This window comes from Allobosea sp. (assembly GCF_035999205.1).
In the GTDB taxonomy this organism is placed as follows: Bacteria; Pseudomonadota; Alphaproteobacteria; order Rhizobiales; family Beijerinckiaceae; genus Allobosea.
This window is the reverse complement of record NZ_DASYHA010000018.1, coordinates 271,728-288,686: the sequence shown is the minus strand read 5'-3', so window position 1 is coordinate 288,686 and position 16,959 is coordinate 271,728. Positions and strand designations below refer to the sequence as shown.

At 67.0% G+C, this 16,959-nt stretch carries 19 protein-coding genes; 6 read left to right on the top strand and 13 right to left on the bottom strand.

The window, feature by feature from the left end; genetic code table 11:
• Nucleotides 1–24: 24 nt before the first annotated feature.
• Nucleotides 25–216: a CsbD family protein gene (locus VGN82_RS07440; RefSeq protein WP_327526354.1), complete on the bottom strand. Its 192-nt coding sequence runs from the start codon at nt 214–216 to the stop codon at nt 25–27.
• Nucleotides 217–305: 89 nt separating this feature from the next.
• Nucleotides 306–1,139 carry a helix-turn-helix domain-containing protein gene (locus tag VGN82_RS07435; RefSeq protein ID WP_327526353.1) on the bottom strand — a complete coding sequence of 278 codons (834 nt, stop codon included), beginning with the start codon at nt 1,137–1,139 and terminating at the stop codon, nt 306–308.
• Between the two features lie 136 nt (nt 1,140–1,275).
• Between VGN82_RS07435 and VGN82_RS07430 the strand changes: the two genes are divergently transcribed.
• Nucleotides 1,276–1,695, top strand: a complete 420-nt coding sequence (locus tag VGN82_RS07430) for a hypothetical protein (protein WP_327526352.1) — start codon at nt 1,276–1,278, stop codon at nt 1,693–1,695.
• A 145-nt stretch (nt 1,696–1,840) separates the two neighbouring features.
• A complete protein-coding gene (locus VGN82_RS07425) occupies nt 1,841–4,042 on the top strand; it encodes an esterase-like activity of phytase family protein (RefSeq protein ID WP_327526351.1) in 2,202 nt (733 codons plus the stop codon).
• Between the two features lie 120 nt (nt 4,043–4,162).
• On the opposite strand, the gene VGN82_RS07420 is transcribed toward VGN82_RS07425, so the two are convergent.
• Genes VGN82_RS07420 through VGN82_RS07400 form a run of 5 tightly spaced genes read right to left on the bottom strand, consistent with a single transcriptional unit; the run spans nt 4,163 to nt 7,255 of the window.
• Nucleotides 4,163–4,963, bottom strand: a complete 801-nt coding sequence (locus tag VGN82_RS07420) for a MetQ/NlpA family ABC transporter substrate-binding protein (protein WP_327526350.1) — start codon at nt 4,961–4,963, stop codon at nt 4,163–4,165.
• Nucleotides 4,964–5,017: 54 nt separating this feature from the next.
• Nucleotides 5,018–5,698: a methionine ABC transporter permease gene (locus VGN82_RS07415; RefSeq protein ID WP_414644221.1), complete on the bottom strand. Its 681-nt coding sequence runs from the start codon at nt 5,696–5,698 to the stop codon at nt 5,018–5,020.
• Nucleotides 5,688–6,794, bottom strand: coding sequence for a methionine ABC transporter ATP-binding protein (locus VGN82_RS07410; protein ID WP_327526349.1), 1,107 nt, complete (start codon nt 6,792–6,794; stop codon nt 5,688–5,690). The genes VGN82_RS07415 and VGN82_RS07410 overlap by 11 nt, the downstream gene beginning before the upstream one ends.
• 7 nt (nt 6,795–6,801) lie before the next feature.
• Nucleotides 6,802–6,996, bottom strand: a complete 195-nt coding sequence (locus VGN82_RS07405) for a hypothetical protein (protein ID WP_327526348.1) — start codon at nt 6,994–6,996, stop codon at nt 6,802–6,804.
• Between the two features lie 10 nt (nt 6,997–7,006).
• Nucleotides 7,007–7,255, bottom strand: a complete 249-nt coding sequence (locus VGN82_RS07400; RefSeq protein ID WP_327526347.1) for a hypothetical protein — start codon at nt 7,253–7,255, stop codon at nt 7,007–7,009.
• Nucleotides 7,256–7,732: 477 nt separating this feature from the next.
• Here VGN82_RS07400 and VGN82_RS07395 point away from each other — a divergent pair, with 477 nt between their 5' ends.
• Nucleotides 7,733–8,107, top strand: a complete 375-nt coding sequence (locus VGN82_RS07395; RefSeq protein WP_327526346.1) for a hypothetical protein — start codon at nt 7,733–7,735, stop codon at nt 8,105–8,107.
• A 101-nt stretch (nt 8,108–8,208) separates the two neighbouring features.
• Nucleotides 8,209–8,697: a copper chaperone PCu(A)C gene (locus VGN82_RS07390; protein WP_327526345.1), complete on the top strand. Its 489-nt coding sequence runs from the start codon at nt 8,209–8,211 to the stop codon at nt 8,695–8,697.
• 93 nt (nt 8,698–8,790) lie between these two features.
• Here VGN82_RS07390 and VGN82_RS07385 read toward each other — a convergent pair whose 3' ends face one another.
• Together VGN82_RS07385 and VGN82_RS07380 are read right to left on the bottom strand one after the other, a co-directional pair.
• Entirely contained in the window at nt 8,791–9,720 is a 930-nt protein-coding gene (locus tag VGN82_RS07385) for a dihydrodipicolinate synthase family protein (protein WP_327526486.1), read from the bottom strand.
• 105 nt (nt 9,721–9,825) lie between these two features.
• Nucleotides 9,826–10,512 (bottom strand): fumarylacetoacetate hydrolase family protein, encoded by a 687-nt coding sequence (locus VGN82_RS07380; protein WP_327526344.1) that lies wholly within the window; start codon nt 10,510–10,512, stop codon nt 9,826–9,828.
• A 219-nt stretch (nt 10,513–10,731) separates the two neighbouring features.
• On the opposite strand from VGN82_RS07380, the gene VGN82_RS07375 reads away from it, so the two are divergent.
• Nucleotides 10,732–10,941, top strand: a complete 210-nt coding sequence (locus VGN82_RS07375; RefSeq protein WP_054210450.1) for a cold-shock protein — start codon at nt 10,732–10,734, stop codon at nt 10,939–10,941.
• Nucleotides 10,942–11,148: 207 nt separating this feature from the next.
• Here the strand turns inward: VGN82_RS07375 and VGN82_RS07370 are convergent, their stop codons facing one another.
• Nucleotides 11,149–12,387, bottom strand: a complete 1,239-nt coding sequence (locus tag VGN82_RS07370; RefSeq protein ID WP_327526343.1) for a multidrug effflux MFS transporter — start codon at nt 12,385–12,387, stop codon at nt 11,149–11,151.
• Between the two features lie 238 nt (nt 12,388–12,625).
• On the opposite strand from VGN82_RS07370, the gene VGN82_RS07365 reads away from it, so the two are divergent.
• A complete protein-coding gene (locus tag VGN82_RS07365; protein ID WP_327526342.1) occupies nt 12,626–13,339 on the top strand; it encodes a hypothetical protein in 714 nt (237 codons plus the stop codon).
• A 15-nt stretch (nt 13,340–13,354) separates the two neighbouring features.
• Here VGN82_RS07365 and VGN82_RS07360 read toward each other — a convergent pair whose 3' ends face one another.
• The 3 genes from VGN82_RS07360 to VGN82_RS07350 all read right to left on the bottom strand — a co-directional run bounded on the left by VGN82_RS07360 (nt 13,355) and on the right by VGN82_RS07350 (nt 16,922).
• Entirely contained in the window at nt 13,355–14,302 is a 948-nt protein-coding gene (locus VGN82_RS07360; RefSeq protein WP_327526341.1) for a lysylphosphatidylglycerol synthase domain-containing protein, read from the bottom strand.
• Between the two features lie 204 nt (nt 14,303–14,506).
• The gene (locus VGN82_RS07355) at nt 14,507–15,082 is read right to left on the bottom strand and encodes a hypothetical protein (RefSeq protein WP_327526340.1); all 576 of its coding nucleotides are present in this window, start codon (nt 15,080–15,082) and stop codon (nt 14,507–14,509) included.
• Between the two features lie 28 nt (nt 15,083–15,110).
• Nucleotides 15,111–16,922, bottom strand: a complete 1,812-nt coding sequence (locus VGN82_RS07350; protein ID WP_327526339.1) for an ABC transporter ATP-binding protein/permease — start codon at nt 16,920–16,922, stop codon at nt 15,111–15,113.
• Nucleotides 16,923–16,959: the final 37 nt, after the last annotated feature.

Here is a 16,959-nt window from a genome sequence, read left to right as displayed (position 1 = left end):
TTCTTGGTCAGGCTCTGATCGAGATCAGGCCTTGTCGACCACTTTCTTGATCGCTTCCTTGCCCTTGCCGAGCGCCTGCTGGGCCTCGCCCTTGCGCTCCTGAGCGAAGCCTTCGGCCTCGAGCTCGGGCTTGTTCAGCGCCTTGCCGGCAGCCTGCTTGACGTTGCCGGCGGCCTCGTTAGCGAGACCCTTGACCTTGTCCATGGTGGCGCCCATCATCTTGATCCTTCTGATGAATTCCGTACCGCCTCGCGGCTTGTGACGAGGTAACCGGTGGGGCTGCGGAAGGTTCCAAAAGAATTTTTCTAGGTGCCGGCAGCCTGCGCCGCGCCTTCCGCCATCGCGCGCAGCGCGCCAGCCGTCATGGCGTCGGCAGGAAAGAATGTCTCCAGCGCCAGCTCCGACAGGGTGATGTCGACGGGCGTGCCGAAGACCGTGGTCGTCGAGATGAAGGACAGCGTTGCCTCGCCAACCCGCAGCCGCAGCGGCACGACGATGGCCGGCTCGTCCGCGGGCCCGGCCCCATGCCCCCTCCCGTTGCGCGAACCCGGGACGGGATAGGCCAGAAGCTCGGCCAGCAGATCCGCGAGCACTGGGTCCGCCGTCGTCCTGACCTGCTGGCGCAGGCGCGCGACGAGATGCGAGCGCCATTCCTCCAGATTGGCGATCGCCGACGCCAGGCCTTCGGGATGCAGCGACAGCCTGAGCACGTTGACAGGCGGGCGCAGCAGGTCGGGGTCGGTGACGAGACCGAGCAGCCGGCCGACGGCGGCATTGGCCGCAAGCAAGGTCCAATGCCGGTCCACGGCGAGAGCCGGATAGGGCTCGTGTCCTTGCAAGACCAGGTCAATTGCCGATTTCGCGGCCTGCAGGCCGGGGTCCTCCAGCGCACGCTCCAGATAGACCGGGGCATAGCCGGCGGCGAGCAGCAGGGCGTTGCGCTCGCGCAGGGGCACGCCGAGATGCTCGGCCAGCAGCAGGACCATGTCGCGGCTCGGCTGCGAGCGGCCGCTCTCGACGAAGGAGAGATGCTTCTGCGAGATCTCGGCCTCAAGCGCGAGGTCGAGTTGGCTGAGCCGGCGCAGCTGACGCCAGTCGCGAATGAGATGACCGATGGTCGGTTGATGATGCCTGTTCATGCAGACGAACCTAGCTGGCGGGCGGACCTGCTCCAATTACCTCCCGCTTAATCGACCGTCGGACCCGATCCCGTCAGCATGGCCTCCATCGACAACGAGGCGCCTTTCGGCAGCCTCCCAGCCAAGGAGACCTTCCATGTCCATGATCCAGTCCTCGCGCTTCCTGCGGACCGCTCTTGCCCTCGATGCCGCCGCCTGCGCCGCCATGGGCCTGCTGCTCTCGTTCGCCGCCGGTCCGCTCGCTGGCGTGTTCGGCCTGCCTGAAGGACTTCTGCGGGGTGCCGGGCTCGTGCTCCTGCCCTGCGCCGCCCTTCTGGCCTGGTTCGCCAGCCGCGAAACGCTGCATCGCCTCGCGGTGTTCGCTGTCATCGGCGTCAACCTGCTCTGGATCGCCGACAGTGTCGCCATCCTGCTCGCCGGCTGGTTCGCCCCGACGGGTCTCGGTATCGCCTTCGTGCTGACGCAGGCGGCGGCTGTCGCCCTGGTGACCGAACTCGAGGTGATCGGGCTGAAGCGTTCGGCCTCGGCGGCGGGCGTCGCCACCGCTGCGCAATGATCCCGAAGGACCCGATGCCGTGCCCTCTCGCAGCGAGCGGGGCACGGCGATCCGGAGCCCGATGACGGAACGTCACGAAACTGTCATCCACACTCACTAGCCGGTCAACCTGCTGTTTCACTCTCCAGCCGGACAGGACCGTCCCATGCGCAATCCCTTCGTTCTCGCCGCCCTAGCGACCGTTCTGCTCGGCGGCACCGCGCTTGCCGAGCCGACGTTCAACCGCATCGCCACCTTTCAGGTCCCGCTGAACCTGCCGGCGGATCGGGACGCATCGAAGAAGACCGTCGCGGAGATCATCGCCGCGACCGAGGACGGCACCCTGCTGGCCTATACGGACGCCGAGCAGAAGGCGCTCGGCCTCGTCGACATCACGACGGCACAAGCGCCGAAGTCCGCCGGCTTCGTGCCACTCGGCGGCGAGTCGACCTCCGTCACGATCCTCGGCGACAAGGCCTTCGTCGCCGTCGTCACCTCCGGGGACAATTTCAAGGAACCGGCCGGCCATCTCGCCACCGTCGACCTGAAGAGCAAGCAGGTCGTGGCAACCTGCGATCTCGGCGGCCAGCCGGATTCCGTCACGCTCAGCAAGGACAAGACGAAGATCGTCATCGCGATCGAGAACGAGCGCGACGAGAAGCTCAACAAGGGCGCGCTGCCCCAGCTGCCGGGCGGCAACCTGACGCTGATCGGGATCAAGGACGGCGCGATCGACTGCGCCTCGCGCCAGGTCGTCGACCTGACAGGCATCGCCGCGGTCGAGCCGACGGATCCGGAACCGGAATTCGTCGACGTCAACCTGGACGGGCTCGCCGTCGTGACGCTGCAGGAGAACAACCACCTCGCCATCATCGACACGAAGACAGGCAAGCTGGTGACGCATTTTCCGGCTGGCACGGCCGATCTTACCGGCATCGACAAGACCCGTGACGGCCAGATCAAGCCGGTCGAGGAACTCAAGGGCGTCGCGCGCGAGCCCGACGCCGTGCGCTGGCTCGACAATGACCGCTTCGTCACCGCCAATGAGGGCGACTGGAAGGGCGGCTCGCGCGGCTTCACGATCTTCCGCAAGGACGGCACGATCGAGTTCGATTCCGGCAACACCGTCGATCGGCTCGCGATCCAGCTCGGCCACTATCCGGAGCGCCGCTCGGCCGCCAAGGGCAGCGAGCCGGAAGGCATCGAGGTCGGCACTTACGGCAATGACAGGCTGATCTTCGTCGGGCTCGAGCGGGCCTCGCTGGTGCTGGTCTACAAGGACGAGGGACCGGGCCGCGCGCCGCGCTACCTTCAGGCCCTGCCGGGCGGCATCGGACCCGAGGGCCTGCTCGCGATCCCGCAGCGCAATCTCTTCGTCTCCGCTTCCGAGACCGATGTCGGCGAGAAGGGCGGAGCCCGCTCGGTCGTGACGATCTATGAGCGCTCCGAGCGGCCTGCCGCCTATCCGACGATCGCGTCAGTCGAGGTCGGTGGTGCGCCGATCGGCTGGGGCGCCCTATCGGGCCTCGCTGCTCACGCCACGACCGCCAGCCGGTTGCACGCCGTCACCGACAGCGCCTACACGCCGTCCCGTATCCTCGAGATCGACGCCACTCAGAAGCCCGCCCGGATCGTCGGCGAGATCACGCTGACCAAGGACGGCAAGCCGGCCTCCTATGATGTCGAGGCGATCGCGAACCGCAGCGGCGGCGGGTTCTGGCTGGCCTCCGAGGGCAATCCCGAGATCAAGGACAAGCCGACGCAGAACATCCTGCTGCGGGTCTCGGCCAAGGGCGAGGTCGAGGAGGAGATCCTTCTCCCCGAAGAACTGGCCAAGCACGCGACGCGCTTCGGCTTCGAGGGCGTCGCCGTCACGGGCACCGGCGCGGACGAGACCGTCTGGCTCGCCGTTCAGCGCGAGTGGAAGGACGATCCCAAGGGCAAGACCAAGATCCTGGCCTACAAGCCTTCGACGAAGAGCTGGGGCGCCCTGCATTACCCGCTTAGCACGCCGGCAGCCGGTGCCTGGATGGGCCTGTCCGAGCTGACCTATCTCGGCAACGACACCTTCGCCGTGATCGAGCGCGACAACCTCTTCGGCGCGAAGGCGGTGAAGACGCTCGCGACCTTCTCGGTCAAAGGCCTGACCCCGGCCGCTCTGGGCTCCGCCACGATCCCGACCGTCGAGAAGAAGCTGCTGCGCGACCTGACGCCGGACCTGATGGCGGTCGGCGGCTACGGCCTCGACAAGGTCGAGGGCATGACGGTCGACAAGGACGGCAACCTGTTCGTCGTCACCGACAATGACGGTGTCGATGATTCCTCGGGCGAGACGCAGTTCTTCGCCTTCGGGAAGTTGCCGAACTGATGCAGCCGCGGAAGATGGTCGGGTCAAGCCCGACCATGACGCGACGAAGAAAAAGCCCCGGATGCGCTTCGCATCCGGGGCAGTCGCCTGACCGCGATGAGGCCAGGTGGGGAGGAAAGATTACCAGCCGGCGAGGACGTTGCCCTTGAAGCGCTCGGCGACGAAGGCCTTGATCTCGGGCGTCTGGTAGGTCTCGACCAGCGTCTTGACCCAAGGCTTGTCCTTGTCAGCCGTTCGCACGGCGATCAGGTTGACATAGGGGCCCTTCGGGTCCTCGCGCAGGATCGCCGAGGTCGGCTCGATCTTGGCGTCCACGGCGTAGTTGGTGTTGATCGCGGCAGCGGCGACATCGGCCAAAGTGCGCGGCGTCTGGGCCGCCTCGACCTCGATGATCTTCAGCTTCTTCGGGTTGGCGACGATGTCGGCCGGGCTGGGCTTGAAGCCGACGCCGTCCTTCAGCTTGATCACGCCCTTGTCCTGCAGGAGCAGGAGCGCACGCCCGCCATTGGTCGGATCGTTCTGGATCGCGACCGAGGAGCCGTCAGGCACATCGGCCCAGCTCTTGTATTTCGCGGAGTAGATGCCGAGCGGGAAGTTCACGGTCAGCCCGACGCTCTCGATCTTGAAGCCGCGATCCTTCACCTGATTGTCGAGATAAGGCTTGTTCTGGAAGGAGTTCGCCTCCAGCTCGCCGGCATCGAGCGCCTGGTTCGGCACGACGTAGTCGGAGAACTCGATGATCTTGAGGTCGATGCCCTTCTGGGCGAGGAGCGGCTTCACCTTCTCCAGGATCTCGGCATGCGGACCGGGCGAGACGCCAATGCGGACGACCTGCGTGGTCTGGGCGAGGGCGGGAATGGACAGGGTCAGCGCGAGGGCAGCCGAGGCGGCGAGCGCGGCGCGGCGGGTGATGCTGGACATTGATGCTATTCCTTCAGGCAGTCGGGATGATGAACAGGACGGGAAGCGGTTGGCTCAGGCGTGGCGCAGGCGCTTGTTGAGACGGCGGGCGAGATGGTCACCGATGGTCTGGACGGTCTGGACCAGTACGATCAGGACGGCGACGACGGCGGCCATGACCTCGGGCATAAAGCGCTGGTAGCCGTAGCGGATACCGAGATCGCCGAGCCCGCCGCCGCCGACCGCGCCGACCATGGCCGAGAAGCCGATCAGGCTGACGATGGCGAGCGTCAGGCCGAGCGCGATGGCCGGCAGCGCCTCGGGCACCAGTACCTTGCGGACGATCTGGACCGGCGTCGCGCCCATGGCGCGGGCGGCCTCGACCAGGCCCTGGTCGACCTCGCGGACGGCGCCCTCGATCAGGCGGGCGATGAAAGGGGTGGCGGCCACGGTGAGCGGCACGATCGCCGCGGTGGTGCCGATCGAAGTGCCGGCGATCAACCGTGTGAAGGGAATGATCGCGACGACGAGGATGATGAAGGGCGTCGAGCGCGTGGCGTTGACCAGCGTGCCGAGCACCGCGTTGGTGACGGGCGCGGCGAAGAGTTCGCCGCGCTTGCTCGTGGCGAGGAAGACGCCGAGCGGCAGGCCGAGAAGCGTGCCGAGACCGGCAGCAACCGCGACCATCTGGAGCGTGTCGAGCGTGGCCTGCAGGATCAGCGCGAGGATCTGCGGCGAGATGATCTCAGGAAACATGGCCGATGACCTCCGCCTTGAGTTCGAGGCTGTTGAGCGCGCCGAGCACGGCCGCCAGTTCCGGCTCCCGCGTCGGCACCGAGACCAGCAGGCTGCCGAAGGGCTTGCCCGCAATCGCATCGATGCGCCCCGCGAGGATGTTGACGTCGACGCCGATGGTCGAGGACAGCCGGCTGATGACGGGCGCCGTCGCATTCTCGCCGGTGAAGGTGATGCGCAGCACGGTGTCGTCGCCGGGCTTCGCCTGTGCCCGGATGCGGCCAGCAAGATAGGCCGGCAGCTCGACCCCGGTGACCGCCTCGACGAAGCGCGCCGTGGTCGGGTGCTGCGGGCGCGTCAGTACCGAGAAGACGTCGCCCTCCTCGACGATCCGGCCGTCCTCGATCACCGCCACCCGGTCGCAGATCTCCTTGATGACCGGAATCTCGTGGGTGATCAGCAGGATGGTGATGCCGAGATCGCGATTGACCTGCTGCAGCAGGGCCAGGATCGACTTCGTCGTCTCGGGGTCGAGCGCCGAGGTCGCCTCGTCGCAGAGCAGGACCTTCGGATCGGTCGCCAGCGCACGGGCAATGCCGACGCGCTGCTTCTGGCCGCCGGAAAGCTCGGCCGGATAACGCCCGCGCTTGTCGGCAAGGCCGACCAGATCGAGCAGGCGCGCGACCTTCTCCTCAATCTCCGCCTTCGGCGTCCCCGCGATCTCGAGCGGCAGCGCGACATTGTCGAACACCGTGCGCGAGGACAACAGGTTGAAATGCTGGAAGATCATGCCGGTGGAGCGGCGACGCGTCCGCCATCCCGCCTCGGTGAGGCTCGTGACATCCTCGCCGTCGATCAGGAGGCGCCCGGAGGTCGCCTGCTCGAGCCCGTTGACGAGGCGGATCAGGGTCGACTTTCCGGCGCCCGAACGGCCGATGACGCCAACGACGGCGCCCTTTGGCACGTCGAGATCGATGCCCGTCAGGGCCGTAACGGCGCCTTGCGTGCCTCGGCCGGGATAGGTCTTCCCGATCCGCTCGAAGCGGATGATCGGCGCTTGCGCCACGGAAATTGCGATACCGGCCTCGAAGGCGCCGGGCTTTACGGGGGCGTTCATCATGGCCTCAGAAATGGGCGTGGCTGGACCAATGGGCAACGCCCAGCTGTTCGAGCGTCACGTCATGGATGGATGTCCGGCGCGCCTCGTCGTCTTCTTCATCCAGAAGCGCCGGGCGATGATCCGGTTCGGGCGCGCCCGCCAGCACCGCCTTGGCGAACCACTCCACCAGGCGATGCCAGAGATGAGACAGCAGGCTCACGGCCAACGCCTCAGACGGCCAGTCGGGTCGCGTCGTGGCGACGCGGTGCTGCGAGTTGCCGTGCCGCGAGCTCGGCTGCACTCGGCGAGGCGAAGCGGTGGCCCTCGATCGCATTGAAGACGGACGAGGCGGCGATGAAGGTGAAGTAGCGTTCGTCACCGCGCCGGCTTACGAGCCCCGCTTGGGTCTCGCCGATCTCGATGACATAGGCTTGCCGACCCGGCACTGGCCGGCCGCTGCCCTGCTGGAATGTGGTCATGACTGCGCTCCCGCCGCGCCACGCGGCGCCTGTGGACATCCGATGAGACTGGTTTGCGAAGCCGTGTCAGCGCGGCTTCCAGGCCTGGATCAGAGTCGACAACAACAGGCGCCGCCCTGAGGGCGCGAGGAGGTTCGGCGAAGGGTCGCGTCGGTCATGTTCGTCTCCTATCGACTGGAGCCCACGACCACGTCGTGGCGCTTTAGCGTTTGGTGACGCGGCGCAAGCTGCTCGCTCAAATCCCCGCGGCCTTCCGGCAGCGCCGGATGACAGAATGCAAGATGCAGCCTCATGTCCTTTTTGTCAACTCGATCGTTCTTTTAAAGAAACGATCTGATCGAGATGGGATTACCGAGAGACAGCCGCGCGGGAGAAAATCATTCTCCGCTTGCACCGCATCAACCTGCGGCACCGTCGCGGCTTGACGCCAGAGCGGGTGGAGCGCCATCTCCCGGCATGACCGTCAGGATGCCTCTGTTGGGACGCTTGCGCCGCTCCGCGCTCGGAGCCTGGCTCGCGGTCGCCTATGCGCTGACGATGCTGGCTTCCGGGCTGGCGCCTGCGCCGGCGGCGGCACATGGCTTCCTCGACGGCGCGATCCTCTGCTCTGGCCTGCCGCTGCCGGCGCAGGAGGCCTCCACGCCGGTCCCGGAGCCGGCTGGCGAGCCCACTCATTGCAAGGGCTGCCCGCTGAACCCGGTGCTGGCCTCTCCGGTCCCGCTAGCCCCGGCCGGTATCGCCAGGGAGCCGGTCGCGCTCCTCGCGAAACGCCCACCGGTGGAACGGACAGCGCCTTCGCCGAGCTTGAGGCTGCCTCCGGCGCGAGCCCCGCCGATCGCTTGGGCCGCTTGATCCGAATCCTCTGTTTCTGCGTGACTGCGCGAGCGAAATCGACCGCCGCGCATCCGCCCTCTCAAAGCGCGACAGCGCTGCCAATCCGATCAGGACATGCCATGACCAAGTCCATTCTCGCCGCGCTTGCGATCTCCCTGTCGCTAGGCGGAGCCGCGCTCGCCCATGACTACAAGGCCGGCGCGCTCAAGATCGACCATCCCTGGAGCCGCGCCACGCCAGGTGGCGCCAAGGTCGGCGGCGGCTATCTGACAATCGAGAATACCGGCACGAGCGCCGATCGTCTCGTCTCGATCTCGGCTCCGGCCATCTCCGGGCGCGCCGAAATCCACGAAATGGCGGTGAACAACGGCGTGATGACGATGCGCCTGCTCGAGAGCGGCGTCGCGATCGCACCAGGGAGCAAGGTCGAGTTCAAGCCCGGCGGCTACCACATCATGTTCTTGGAACTGAAGCAGCCGCTGAAGCAGGGCGAGGGCGTCAAGGGCACCCTGACCTTCGAGAAGGCCGGCCCTGTCGAGGTCGAGTTCAAGGTCGAGGCCGTCGGCGCCCGCGGCAGCAGCGACCAGGGCGCCCACAAGGGGCACTGAAGCCCGCAATCGTCATGCTCGGGCCTGCCCCGAGCATCTTAGGGATGAGATTCTCGGGTCACCGCTGCGCGGCGCCCGAGAATGACGTCACGCTCAGATCTTCGCGCGCGGATCGACTTTCGCGACGCGCGCCAGCAGGTAATCGACCTCGGCCTTAGCCGCGGCGGTGACTGCCGAGCCCGGCTTGCGCTGGGCGTCGCTCTTCAGGATGCCGCGCTTCATCAGCGTGTATTTGCGGACGGCGAGGCCGACGCCCTGCTGCTGCTCGTAGCGCATCAGCGGCAGATGCGCGTCGAAGATGTCATGCGCCTCGTCGCGCTTGCCGGCCTTCTGCAGCTTGACGACATCGATCAGCAGTTCCGGGAAGGCATAGCCGGTCATCGCGCCGTCCGCGCCGCGCTCCATCTCGAAATCGAGGAAGAGCCCGCCATTGCCGGTCAGGATCGAGATCGGCCGCAGCGAACCGTCCGCCTGGAACTTGCGCAGGGCCGAGATCTTCTCAAGCCCCGGCCAGTCCTCATGTTTCAGCATCACGCAAGACGGGTTGTCGGTGACGATCTTGCGGATCACAGCCGGGGTCATGATCACCGAGAGCGTCAGCGGGTAGTCCTGGATCACGAAGGGGATGTCGGTCCCGATCGCCTCGACGGCCTGCGCGTAGTAACCGGTGATCTGGTCGTCGGTGCGCAAGGATGGCGGCGGCGCGATCATCACCGCGGCGGCGCCGAGTTCCATCGACTCACGCGCGAGCGTCCGCATCGCAGCGAAGCCCGGCGCCGAGACCCCGACGATGACCGGCTTGCCGGGCATGCCGGCGACGGCGCGCTTGACGATGCCAAGCGACTCCTCGGGCTCAAGCTTGGGCGCCTCGCCCATGATGCCCAGCACCGTCGTGCCATCCGAGCCGATCTCGTCATAGAAGGCGAAGAGCTTCTCGGTGGAGGCCCAGTCGAGCGTGCCGTCCGGATTGAACGGGGTCGGCGCGATCGGGAAGACGCCAGAGGCGTCGGGGGTGAGGGTCACGGTCATGTCTTAGTCCAACTTCGGGGGAATTGACGCTGATGACGGCCTCCCCGTCACCCCGATGCAGCGAAGCGGGGACCCGGGGTGACAGAGAGGTTCGCGAGACTAGACGATGCGGGTCCGAACCGTTCCGACGCCGGCGATCTCGCCTTCGAGCACGTCGCCGCGAACCACGGCGGCGACGCCCTCGGGCGTGCCCGTGAAGATCAGGTCGCCCGGTGCGAGTTCGACCAGCCCCGAGAGATAGGCAATCGTCTCCGGCACGTTCCAGATCTGCTTGGCGAGATCCGAACTCTGGCGCGGCACGCCGTTGACGACGAGTTCGATCTTGCCGGCGCTGGGATGCCCGATATGGCTGGCATGGGCGATCTCGCCGACCGGCCCGGAGAAATCGAAGCCCTTGGCCATGTCCCAGGGCCGACCGGCCTTCTTGGCGGCGGCCTGCAGATCGCGCCGCGTCATGTCGAGGCCGGCGGCATAGCCATAGACATGGCTCAGCGCATCGGCTTCGGCGATGTCCTTGCCGCCGGTGCCGATCGCCACGACCAGCTCCATCTCGTGGTGCAGGTCGTTCGTCTTCGTCGGATAGGGCATGTCGGCGCCGTTGATCAGCAGCGCGTCGGCGGGCTTCGTGAAGAAGAACGGCTCCTCGCGATCAGGGTCGCCGCCCATCTCGCGGGTATGCTCGGCGTAGTTGCGGCCGACGCAGAAGACGCGTCGCACCGGGAAGAACCCGCCGCCCGCCACCGGGACGGCCGTGACGGCCGGTGGGTCGATCACATAATTCGTCATGGCGGCGGTTCTCCTGCGACAGCGCTTTCGCCGCCGTTCATGCGGGACGCCGCGCCGCGGAGCAAGGCCCCTGTTCGCGACCAGCGTTGCTCAGGCGGCATGTCGAAGGGCGGTAGAACCAGCCGTTGTGCGGCGCGTCATTGCAACCTAGGCGAATTGCCCCATAGAGTAGGGCCGGGCGGCATGAGCCGACCTGAACTGAGACTGAGGGAACAGCACGTGAGCACGGGTACCGTAAAGTGGTTCAACGAGACCAAGGGCTACGGATTCATCACGCCTGACCAGGGCGGCAGCGATGTCTTCGTGCATATCAGCGCCGTCGAGCGCTCGGGCATGCGCGGCCTGAACGAAGGTCAGAAGATCAGCTACGATCTCGAGGCCGATCGCAAGACCGGCAAGTCCTCGGCGGTCAATCTCAAGACGGCCTGATCTGATACCTAGACGGGAGGCCGATCGGCGGCGTCGCTTCCCGAGCCAATGCGAATCTCTATCGATCTATCCGGACTGAAGACGATTCCCGGCATGCCCGTCGCCCAGATGGCGGCGGTCGAGGGCCCTGCCCCTCCAGGCTCCAGGCAGAGCCATCCGGCTCAAGCCCGGCCCCCGCAAGGCACATCTCCCTCCTGACGGCGCTCGCTAGCTGCGCCCGGCGGCCGGGCAGAACAGCCGGCCCTTCTCCGCCACCAGCACGATCCCCAACGCCACCAACCCGCAAAGCGCGAAGCCCAGCGTGATCGGGACGACCGTGCCGTCGAAATGCTGCCCGATAAAGAAGCCCAGCAGAGCGCCGCCGACCGTGGTGACGAAGCCCTGCACCGAGGATGCCGTGCCGGCGACATGGCCGAGCGGGTCCATCGCCATGGCGCCGAAATTGGGCGCGACCAGCCCGAAGCAGAACATCGCGCCCGCCTGGAAGAGGGCGAAGCTCCAGAGCGATTCATGGCCGGACAGAGCCAGCAGCGCATGTGTCCCGGTCAGCGCGATATAGGCCAGTAGCGCGCCATGCGAGACCCGGCGCATGCCGAGTCTGACGACGATCCGCGAATTGACCAGCGAGGCCACCGCCATGCCCATCGCGATCAAGGCGAAGATCGTCGTGAACCATTCCGGTGCATGGAAGACATCGACGAAGACCTGCTGCGCCGAGTTGATGAAGCCGAAGAGCCCGCCGAGCACGAAGGCCATCGCCAGCATGTAACCGACGGCGAGCCGCGTCGTCAGAGTTGTGCGGAAGGCGGCGACGACGGTCGCGACCTCGATCGGCTTGCGATCCTCGGGATCTTGCGTCTCCGGCAGGCTACGCACGACCCAGAGCATCACCAGCGCGCCGAAGGTCGCCAGCCCGCCGAAGATCCAGCGCCAGGGCGCGACGAGCAGGATCGCCTGTCCGATCGAGGGCGCCAGGATCGGCACCGCCAGGAAGACGATCATCGCCAGCGACATGACGCGGGCCATGTCGCGGCCGGAGTAGCAGTCGCGCACGATCGAGACGACCAGCACGCGCGTGGCCGCGGCACCGACGCCCTGGATGACGCGGGCCACCATCATGGCCTCGAAAGAGCCAGCAAAGGCGGCCGCGATGCTGGCCGCGACATAGACGACAAGGCCGAACAGCAGCACGGGCCTGCGGCCGAAGCGGTCCGACAGCGTGCCATACACGATCTGGGCGGTGCCGAAGCCGAGCAGATAGGCGGTGATGATCCATTGCCGCTCGTTCGCTTCGGCGATGCCGAGCGCATCGGCCATCTGCGGCAGTGCCGGCAGCATCGAATCGATCGCAAGCGCGTTCGCCGCCATCAGCGCGGCCATCAGCGCCACGAAGGAACGGAAGCGCATGCCGTGGCGGGACCCGGCAGGATGGGAGGCGTCGTTCATGGCAGCCTGTCTGGAGTCGCGCTCGCCGGCCGGCGGACGTGGGTGATGGCAAACCCCTGCCTGCTGCTCTAGGGCCTGGCGAAATGCATGACAACCCGGTCTGGCCGGGGCTCGCCATGCGTTCGGCGAGCGGCGCGCCGCGGGGCACACGGACCCCGGCCAAGAGCCTGCGGATCATCGGCTTCGTCTGGCGCGGTCGAGCTGCTATCGTGCCGGGCTGGAACGGGGCGGGGATTCGATGGTCGAGAAGGGCGGGATCCGGCAGGTCGCCATCACCCAGGGCGTGATGACCATCGACGGTGTTTCGGAGCGCTTCGTGCAAGGCCTCGGCCGGCACCTGCGCCTCACCGCCAGCGACCTCGGCCTCGCCCGCGGTTTCACCCGCCGTGACGGGCGTCTCGACGAGACCACGAAGATCCTTGGGCGAGCCACGCTTGCCGGCGACAGCCTGCACCGGGCCGGCATGGCCGGAGAAGCCGGCGAGATCGCGCTGACCATCCGCCCCCTGGCCGCGGGCGAAGACGGGCGCATCCTGCTGGTTCTCGGCTTCGATGAAAGCGAGGGCGAGGCCGGCGGCTTCCGCGCCGAGATGCTTGCGCCCTCAGCCGCGTTCGACGCGCTGAAGCAGGATATCCTGTCGGGAGCAGCGCAGATTCTCACTCTCTCCGCCACGACCAGCCTGTGGGTGCGCGAGAGCCAGCGCGAAGCCCTTCCCGGGCTGCCGGTCGCCTGGCATCTCGGACTGGAGGCTGATGGGCGCAGCAGCGCGCCGGCACGCGGACTGGTCGAGACGCTGGATTGGCGGCGCGCGCCCGCGGCCGAGGTGCCTGAAACGGCCACCGAGGAAGAACCGTTGGAGGCGACCGCCGATCAGCTCGGCCGGATCAACTGGAGCCTCAAGCAGATCGCCCTGGTGCTGATGTTCCTGCTGATCGTGGTCGCCCTGAAGTAGCGCGCAGCCGCGCTCTCAGATTTCATGCCGCCTGATGCGCCTGATCATCTCGTTCAGCGCCAGCAGCACCAGCGCCAGGATGAAGGGCAGGATGTAGTAGATAATCCGGAAGATCAGCAGCGCGCCGAGGACGTGCTCGAAGGGCAGGCGGCTCAGCGCGACCAGCATCGTCGCCTCGAAGACTCCAAGGCCGCCCGGCGCATGGCTGGCGATACCGACGAGGCAGGCGAAGACATAGACGGCCAGGAAGCTCGGATAGTCGATGTTGTGCCCTCCGGGCAGCAGCACGAACAGCACGGCCGCCGCGGCGCAGACCTCGGCCGCGCCGAGGAACATCTGGCCGAGCGTGATGGCAAGCCCCGGCAGCGGCAGGTTCCACCCGCGCACGCGGATGGTGCGCTCGCCGCTCGCGATCCAGGCGAGGTAACCGAGCGTGCCGATCGCCACACCGGCACCGACCGCCTGTACGACCAGCGGCGAGGTACGCGCCAGCATCGCCACCGATTGCGTGGCGTAGAACAGGCTCGCGCAAAGGATCGCACCCAGCCCCAGCCAGAACGTCAGCCCGGCAATGACCGTCAGGCTCGCGACTTCGGAAGCGCGCACGCCCTTGGGCGAATAGATCCAGTAGCGCACGGTACCGCCAGTCACGATCGGAAAGCCGAGCGTGAAGGACACCGAATAGCTGGTGAAGGAGGCGAGCGCGGTCGTCCGGTAGGGGATCGACAGGCCAAGCCGCCTCAGCGCCAGCGCATCATAGCCGGTGAGAAGCAGATAGCTCAGTGCGGTGAAGCCGCAGGCGAGCCCGAGCTGACGCAGGCTGGCATTGGCAAAGGCGCCAGCGAGCTCGCCCGGCTCGATCTCCTGGATGATAAACCAGAGGACGACGAGCGAGGCGCTGAAGATAACGATGCTGGCGAGCGGCCCGAGCCACCACCAGCGGCTGCGCTTGCGCGCGGGCATTCCTGGCTCTGGCTGGCCGAACGACATACGCACTCATGGTCGGTTTCGCGCAGGAGGCGTAAGGCCAGCGGCGCCGATTGCGGGCGTGAGGCGTCAGACGGCCCCGGCCGCAGACATAGCGCCTCCCAGCCAATGCACAAGGCGCCACGGCGCGACGAATGCACGCCATGAGCCCGGCGCAGTGCGCGCCCGGCCTGGCCTCGCTCAGCCCGTCTTGCGGAAGATGCGCAGCGTCTTGAAGCTCGCGACCTCGTCGACCTGCGCCGTCGCCGCCCAATCGGCAATGATCGGCTCGGCCGTCGCATAGGCGAACGAGCCGGTGTAAAACAGGAGATAGCCGCCGACATCGGTCTGGGCCGTGAAGAGATCGATCACCTCGCGGTCCGTCAACGCGCCATAGGCATCGTTAGCCTCGGTCCGGAACTCGCAGGCGTGGAACAGCGTGACGATGTCGAAGTGCGGCAGCAGCTTCGCATTGCTGGTGTAGATGTCGCCGAAATAGGCGCTGTAGGTCTTGGTGATCGTCGGGTTGCCGGTCGCAAGCTTGACGAAGGCGTCGTACTCCTTCGGCGAGGCGGTGATCCCAAGCACGGTGCAGTCGAGCTCGGGTTCTGCGCAGCGGATGCCGACATAATGGTGGCCGCCAGTGCCAAAATGGTAGATCCGCTTGCCGGAAAGCCCTTCTTCCTCGAGCCATTCGACGAAGTGCACGTCGCAGGGGCACTGCTCGACGCGCAGGCCCCAATAGACGTCCCAGATGTTCATCGTCGCGGCGGTCATGACAGTCGGCTCCTGGACAAGATGATGATCATTCGGCCGGTTCGGCCGGAACGGGTTGTGCGATGGACACGGGGGATGGTTCCGCCCCCGGCTGGCGCGCCATGCGCACCACGCCGCCGGCGCGTTTGAGCAGCAGCCGGTGGCTCGCGGCTTCGACGAAGCCCGCGCCCTGCCCGAAGGCGATGATGATCGCATCCGGCCGCGCCGCCCGCAGTTCACCGAGGAGTTCGAGCGCAGCATCGGTGTCGAACGCGCTGGTCGCCTCGTCGAGCAGGATGATGTCGGGTTGCTCAAGCTCGGCGCGGGCCAGAGCCAGACGCTGGCGGTCGCCCGTCGCCAGCTCCTTGTCCCAATCGCGGCTCTCGTCGAGCAAAGGCGCGAGGCCGGACAGCCCGTAGCGGCGCAGCGCGCTCTCCAACTGCTCCTCCGGGACCGCCCTGCCGGTCTCCAGAACCGCGCGTAAAGTGCCTTCCGAAAGATGCAGCTTCTGCGGAACGGCTGTCACGAAGGCTCCTTGCGGCACCATGATCGCGCCGCGGCCCCAGGGCCAGAGCCCAGCGACCGCCTGGATCAGCGCCGCCTTGCCGAGGCCGAGTTCGCCGGAGACGTGAAGCGTCGCGCCTCGCGGCACGGAACAGGAGATATCCGCGACCAGCGTGCGCCCGTCGCGGTCGATCAAGGTGATCTCGTCGAGGCGCAGCAGGCCGGCATGGCTGGGAGAAAGCGCGAGATGCTCGCCAGGCGGCTCGCCATCGACGCGCTCCAGCGCATCGGCCAGTTCGTTGACCCGTCGCGCCGCCGCGAGCCACTCGGCGATGCGCATGAAGTTGTCGAGCACCCAGTTGAAGGCGTTCTGGACGGCGACGAAGGCCGCCGCGACCTGGACGACACCGCCGAGCGACATCTCGCCGGAGAGATATTTCGGCGCGGCAAGCAGCAGCGGCACCACCGGCACGAGCGCGCCGCTGCCATTGGTGATCCAGGTGAGGCGGCCACGCTGTCGGATCATCGCGAGCCAACGCCCGACCAGGCTGTCATAGGTGCGCGCCACGGCGCGACGCTCGCCAGCCTCGGTGCGCGAAAGCGCAATCGTCTCGCCATGATCGCGGATGCGCATCAGCGAGAAGCGCAGGCGCGCCTCGCCCTCGTTGCGCGCCGCGATCAGGCTGGGCAGCCGGCGGCCGACGAAGGTGACGAGTGCCGAGACCAGGACTGCGTAGACGATCGCGGCCAGCACCAGATAGGCCGGGATGACGATCGGCGCGCCACCGATCCGCAACGTCAACGCGCCGCCGATCTCCCAGAGGATTTCGATGAAGGTGATGATGGTGATGACCGCCGAGAGCAGCCCGATGGCGAAATCGACCACAGGCTCGGTCGCCCAGCGGACATCGTCGGCGATGCGATATTCGGGATTGGCAGGCTCGTAGCCGGAGAGGCTGAGCCGGAAGAAGCGACGCTGGCCGACCCAGCTATCGGCGAGCTTCGCCGTGACCCACTGGCGCCAATGCACCTGGAAAGTCTCGCGCGAGACCAGGATGACGACGCCGAGCCCGGCAACGACCAGCACCAGCACCGGAAAGACCGCCATCGCGACCAGCGCGCTCTCGCTGTCGCGCTTCTCGAGCGCGTCAAAGAACCAGCCGTTCCAGCGGTTGACGGTGACGTTCGCGAAGACGGAGAGGATGATCGCGGCGGCCAGCAGCAGCGACCAGAACCAGGCGCGGCGGGCACTCTGACCGCGCCAGAAACCGCCCGTCAGCTGCGCAAAGCGCAGTGCGACCTGCCGGTCGCTCGGCGCAGCCATCATCACGCCCGGCGTCTCGCTGCGCGCCTGCACGATTTCCGATGATCCCCCTCCGGCCGCTTCTGCGGCA

Bases quoted from the DNA above. Each gene is read 5' to 3' on its own strand.
- VGN82_RS07440 (WP_327526354.1), bottom strand. From the start codon at position 216: ATGGGCGCCACCATGGACAAGGTCAAGGGTCTCGCTAACGAGGCCGCC.
- VGN82_RS07435 (WP_327526353.1), bottom strand. From the start codon at position 1,139: ATGAACAGGCATCATCAACCGACCATCGGTCATCTCATTCGCGACTGG.
- VGN82_RS07430 (WP_327526352.1), top strand. From the start codon at position 1,276: ATGTCCATGATCCAGTCCTCGCGCTTCCTGCGGACCGCTCTTGCCCTC.
- VGN82_RS07425 (WP_327526351.1), top strand. From the start codon at position 1,841: ATGCGCAATCCCTTCGTTCTCGCCGCCCTAGCGACCGTTCTGCTCGGC.
- VGN82_RS07420 (WP_327526350.1), bottom strand. From the start codon at position 4,963: ATGTCCAGCATCACCCGCCGCGCCGCGCTCGCCGCCTCGGCTGCCCTC.
- VGN82_RS07415 (WP_414644221.1), bottom strand. From the start codon at position 5,698: ATGTTTCCTGAGATCATCTCGCCGCAGATCCTCGCGCTGATCCTGCAG.
- VGN82_RS07410 (WP_327526349.1), bottom strand. From the start codon at position 6,794: ATGAACGCCCCCGTAAAGCCCGGCGCCTTCGAGGCCGGTATCGCAATT.
- VGN82_RS07400 (WP_327526347.1), bottom strand. From the start codon at position 7,255: ATGACCACATTCCAGCAGGGCAGCGGCCGGCCAGTGCCGGGTCGGCAA.
- VGN82_RS07390 (WP_327526345.1), top strand. From the start codon at position 8,209: ATGACCAAGTCCATTCTCGCCGCGCTTGCGATCTCCCTGTCGCTAGGC.
- VGN82_RS07380 (WP_327526344.1), bottom strand. From the start codon at position 10,512: ATGACGAATTATGTGATCGACCCACCGGCCGTCACGGCCGTCCCGGTG.
- VGN82_RS07370 (WP_327526343.1), bottom strand. From the start codon at position 12,387: ATGAACGACGCCTCCCATCCTGCCGGGTCCCGCCACGGCATGCGCTTC.
- VGN82_RS07365 (WP_327526342.1), top strand. From the start codon at position 12,626: ATGGTCGAGAAGGGCGGGATCCGGCAGGTCGCCATCACCCAGGGCGTG.
- VGN82_RS07360 (WP_327526341.1), bottom strand. From the start codon at position 14,302: ATGCCCGCGCGCAAGCGCAGCCGCTGGTGGTGGCTCGGGCCGCTCGCC.
- VGN82_RS07355 (WP_327526340.1), bottom strand. From the start codon at position 15,082: ATGACCGCCGCGACGATGAACATCTGGGACGTCTATTGGGGCCTGCGC.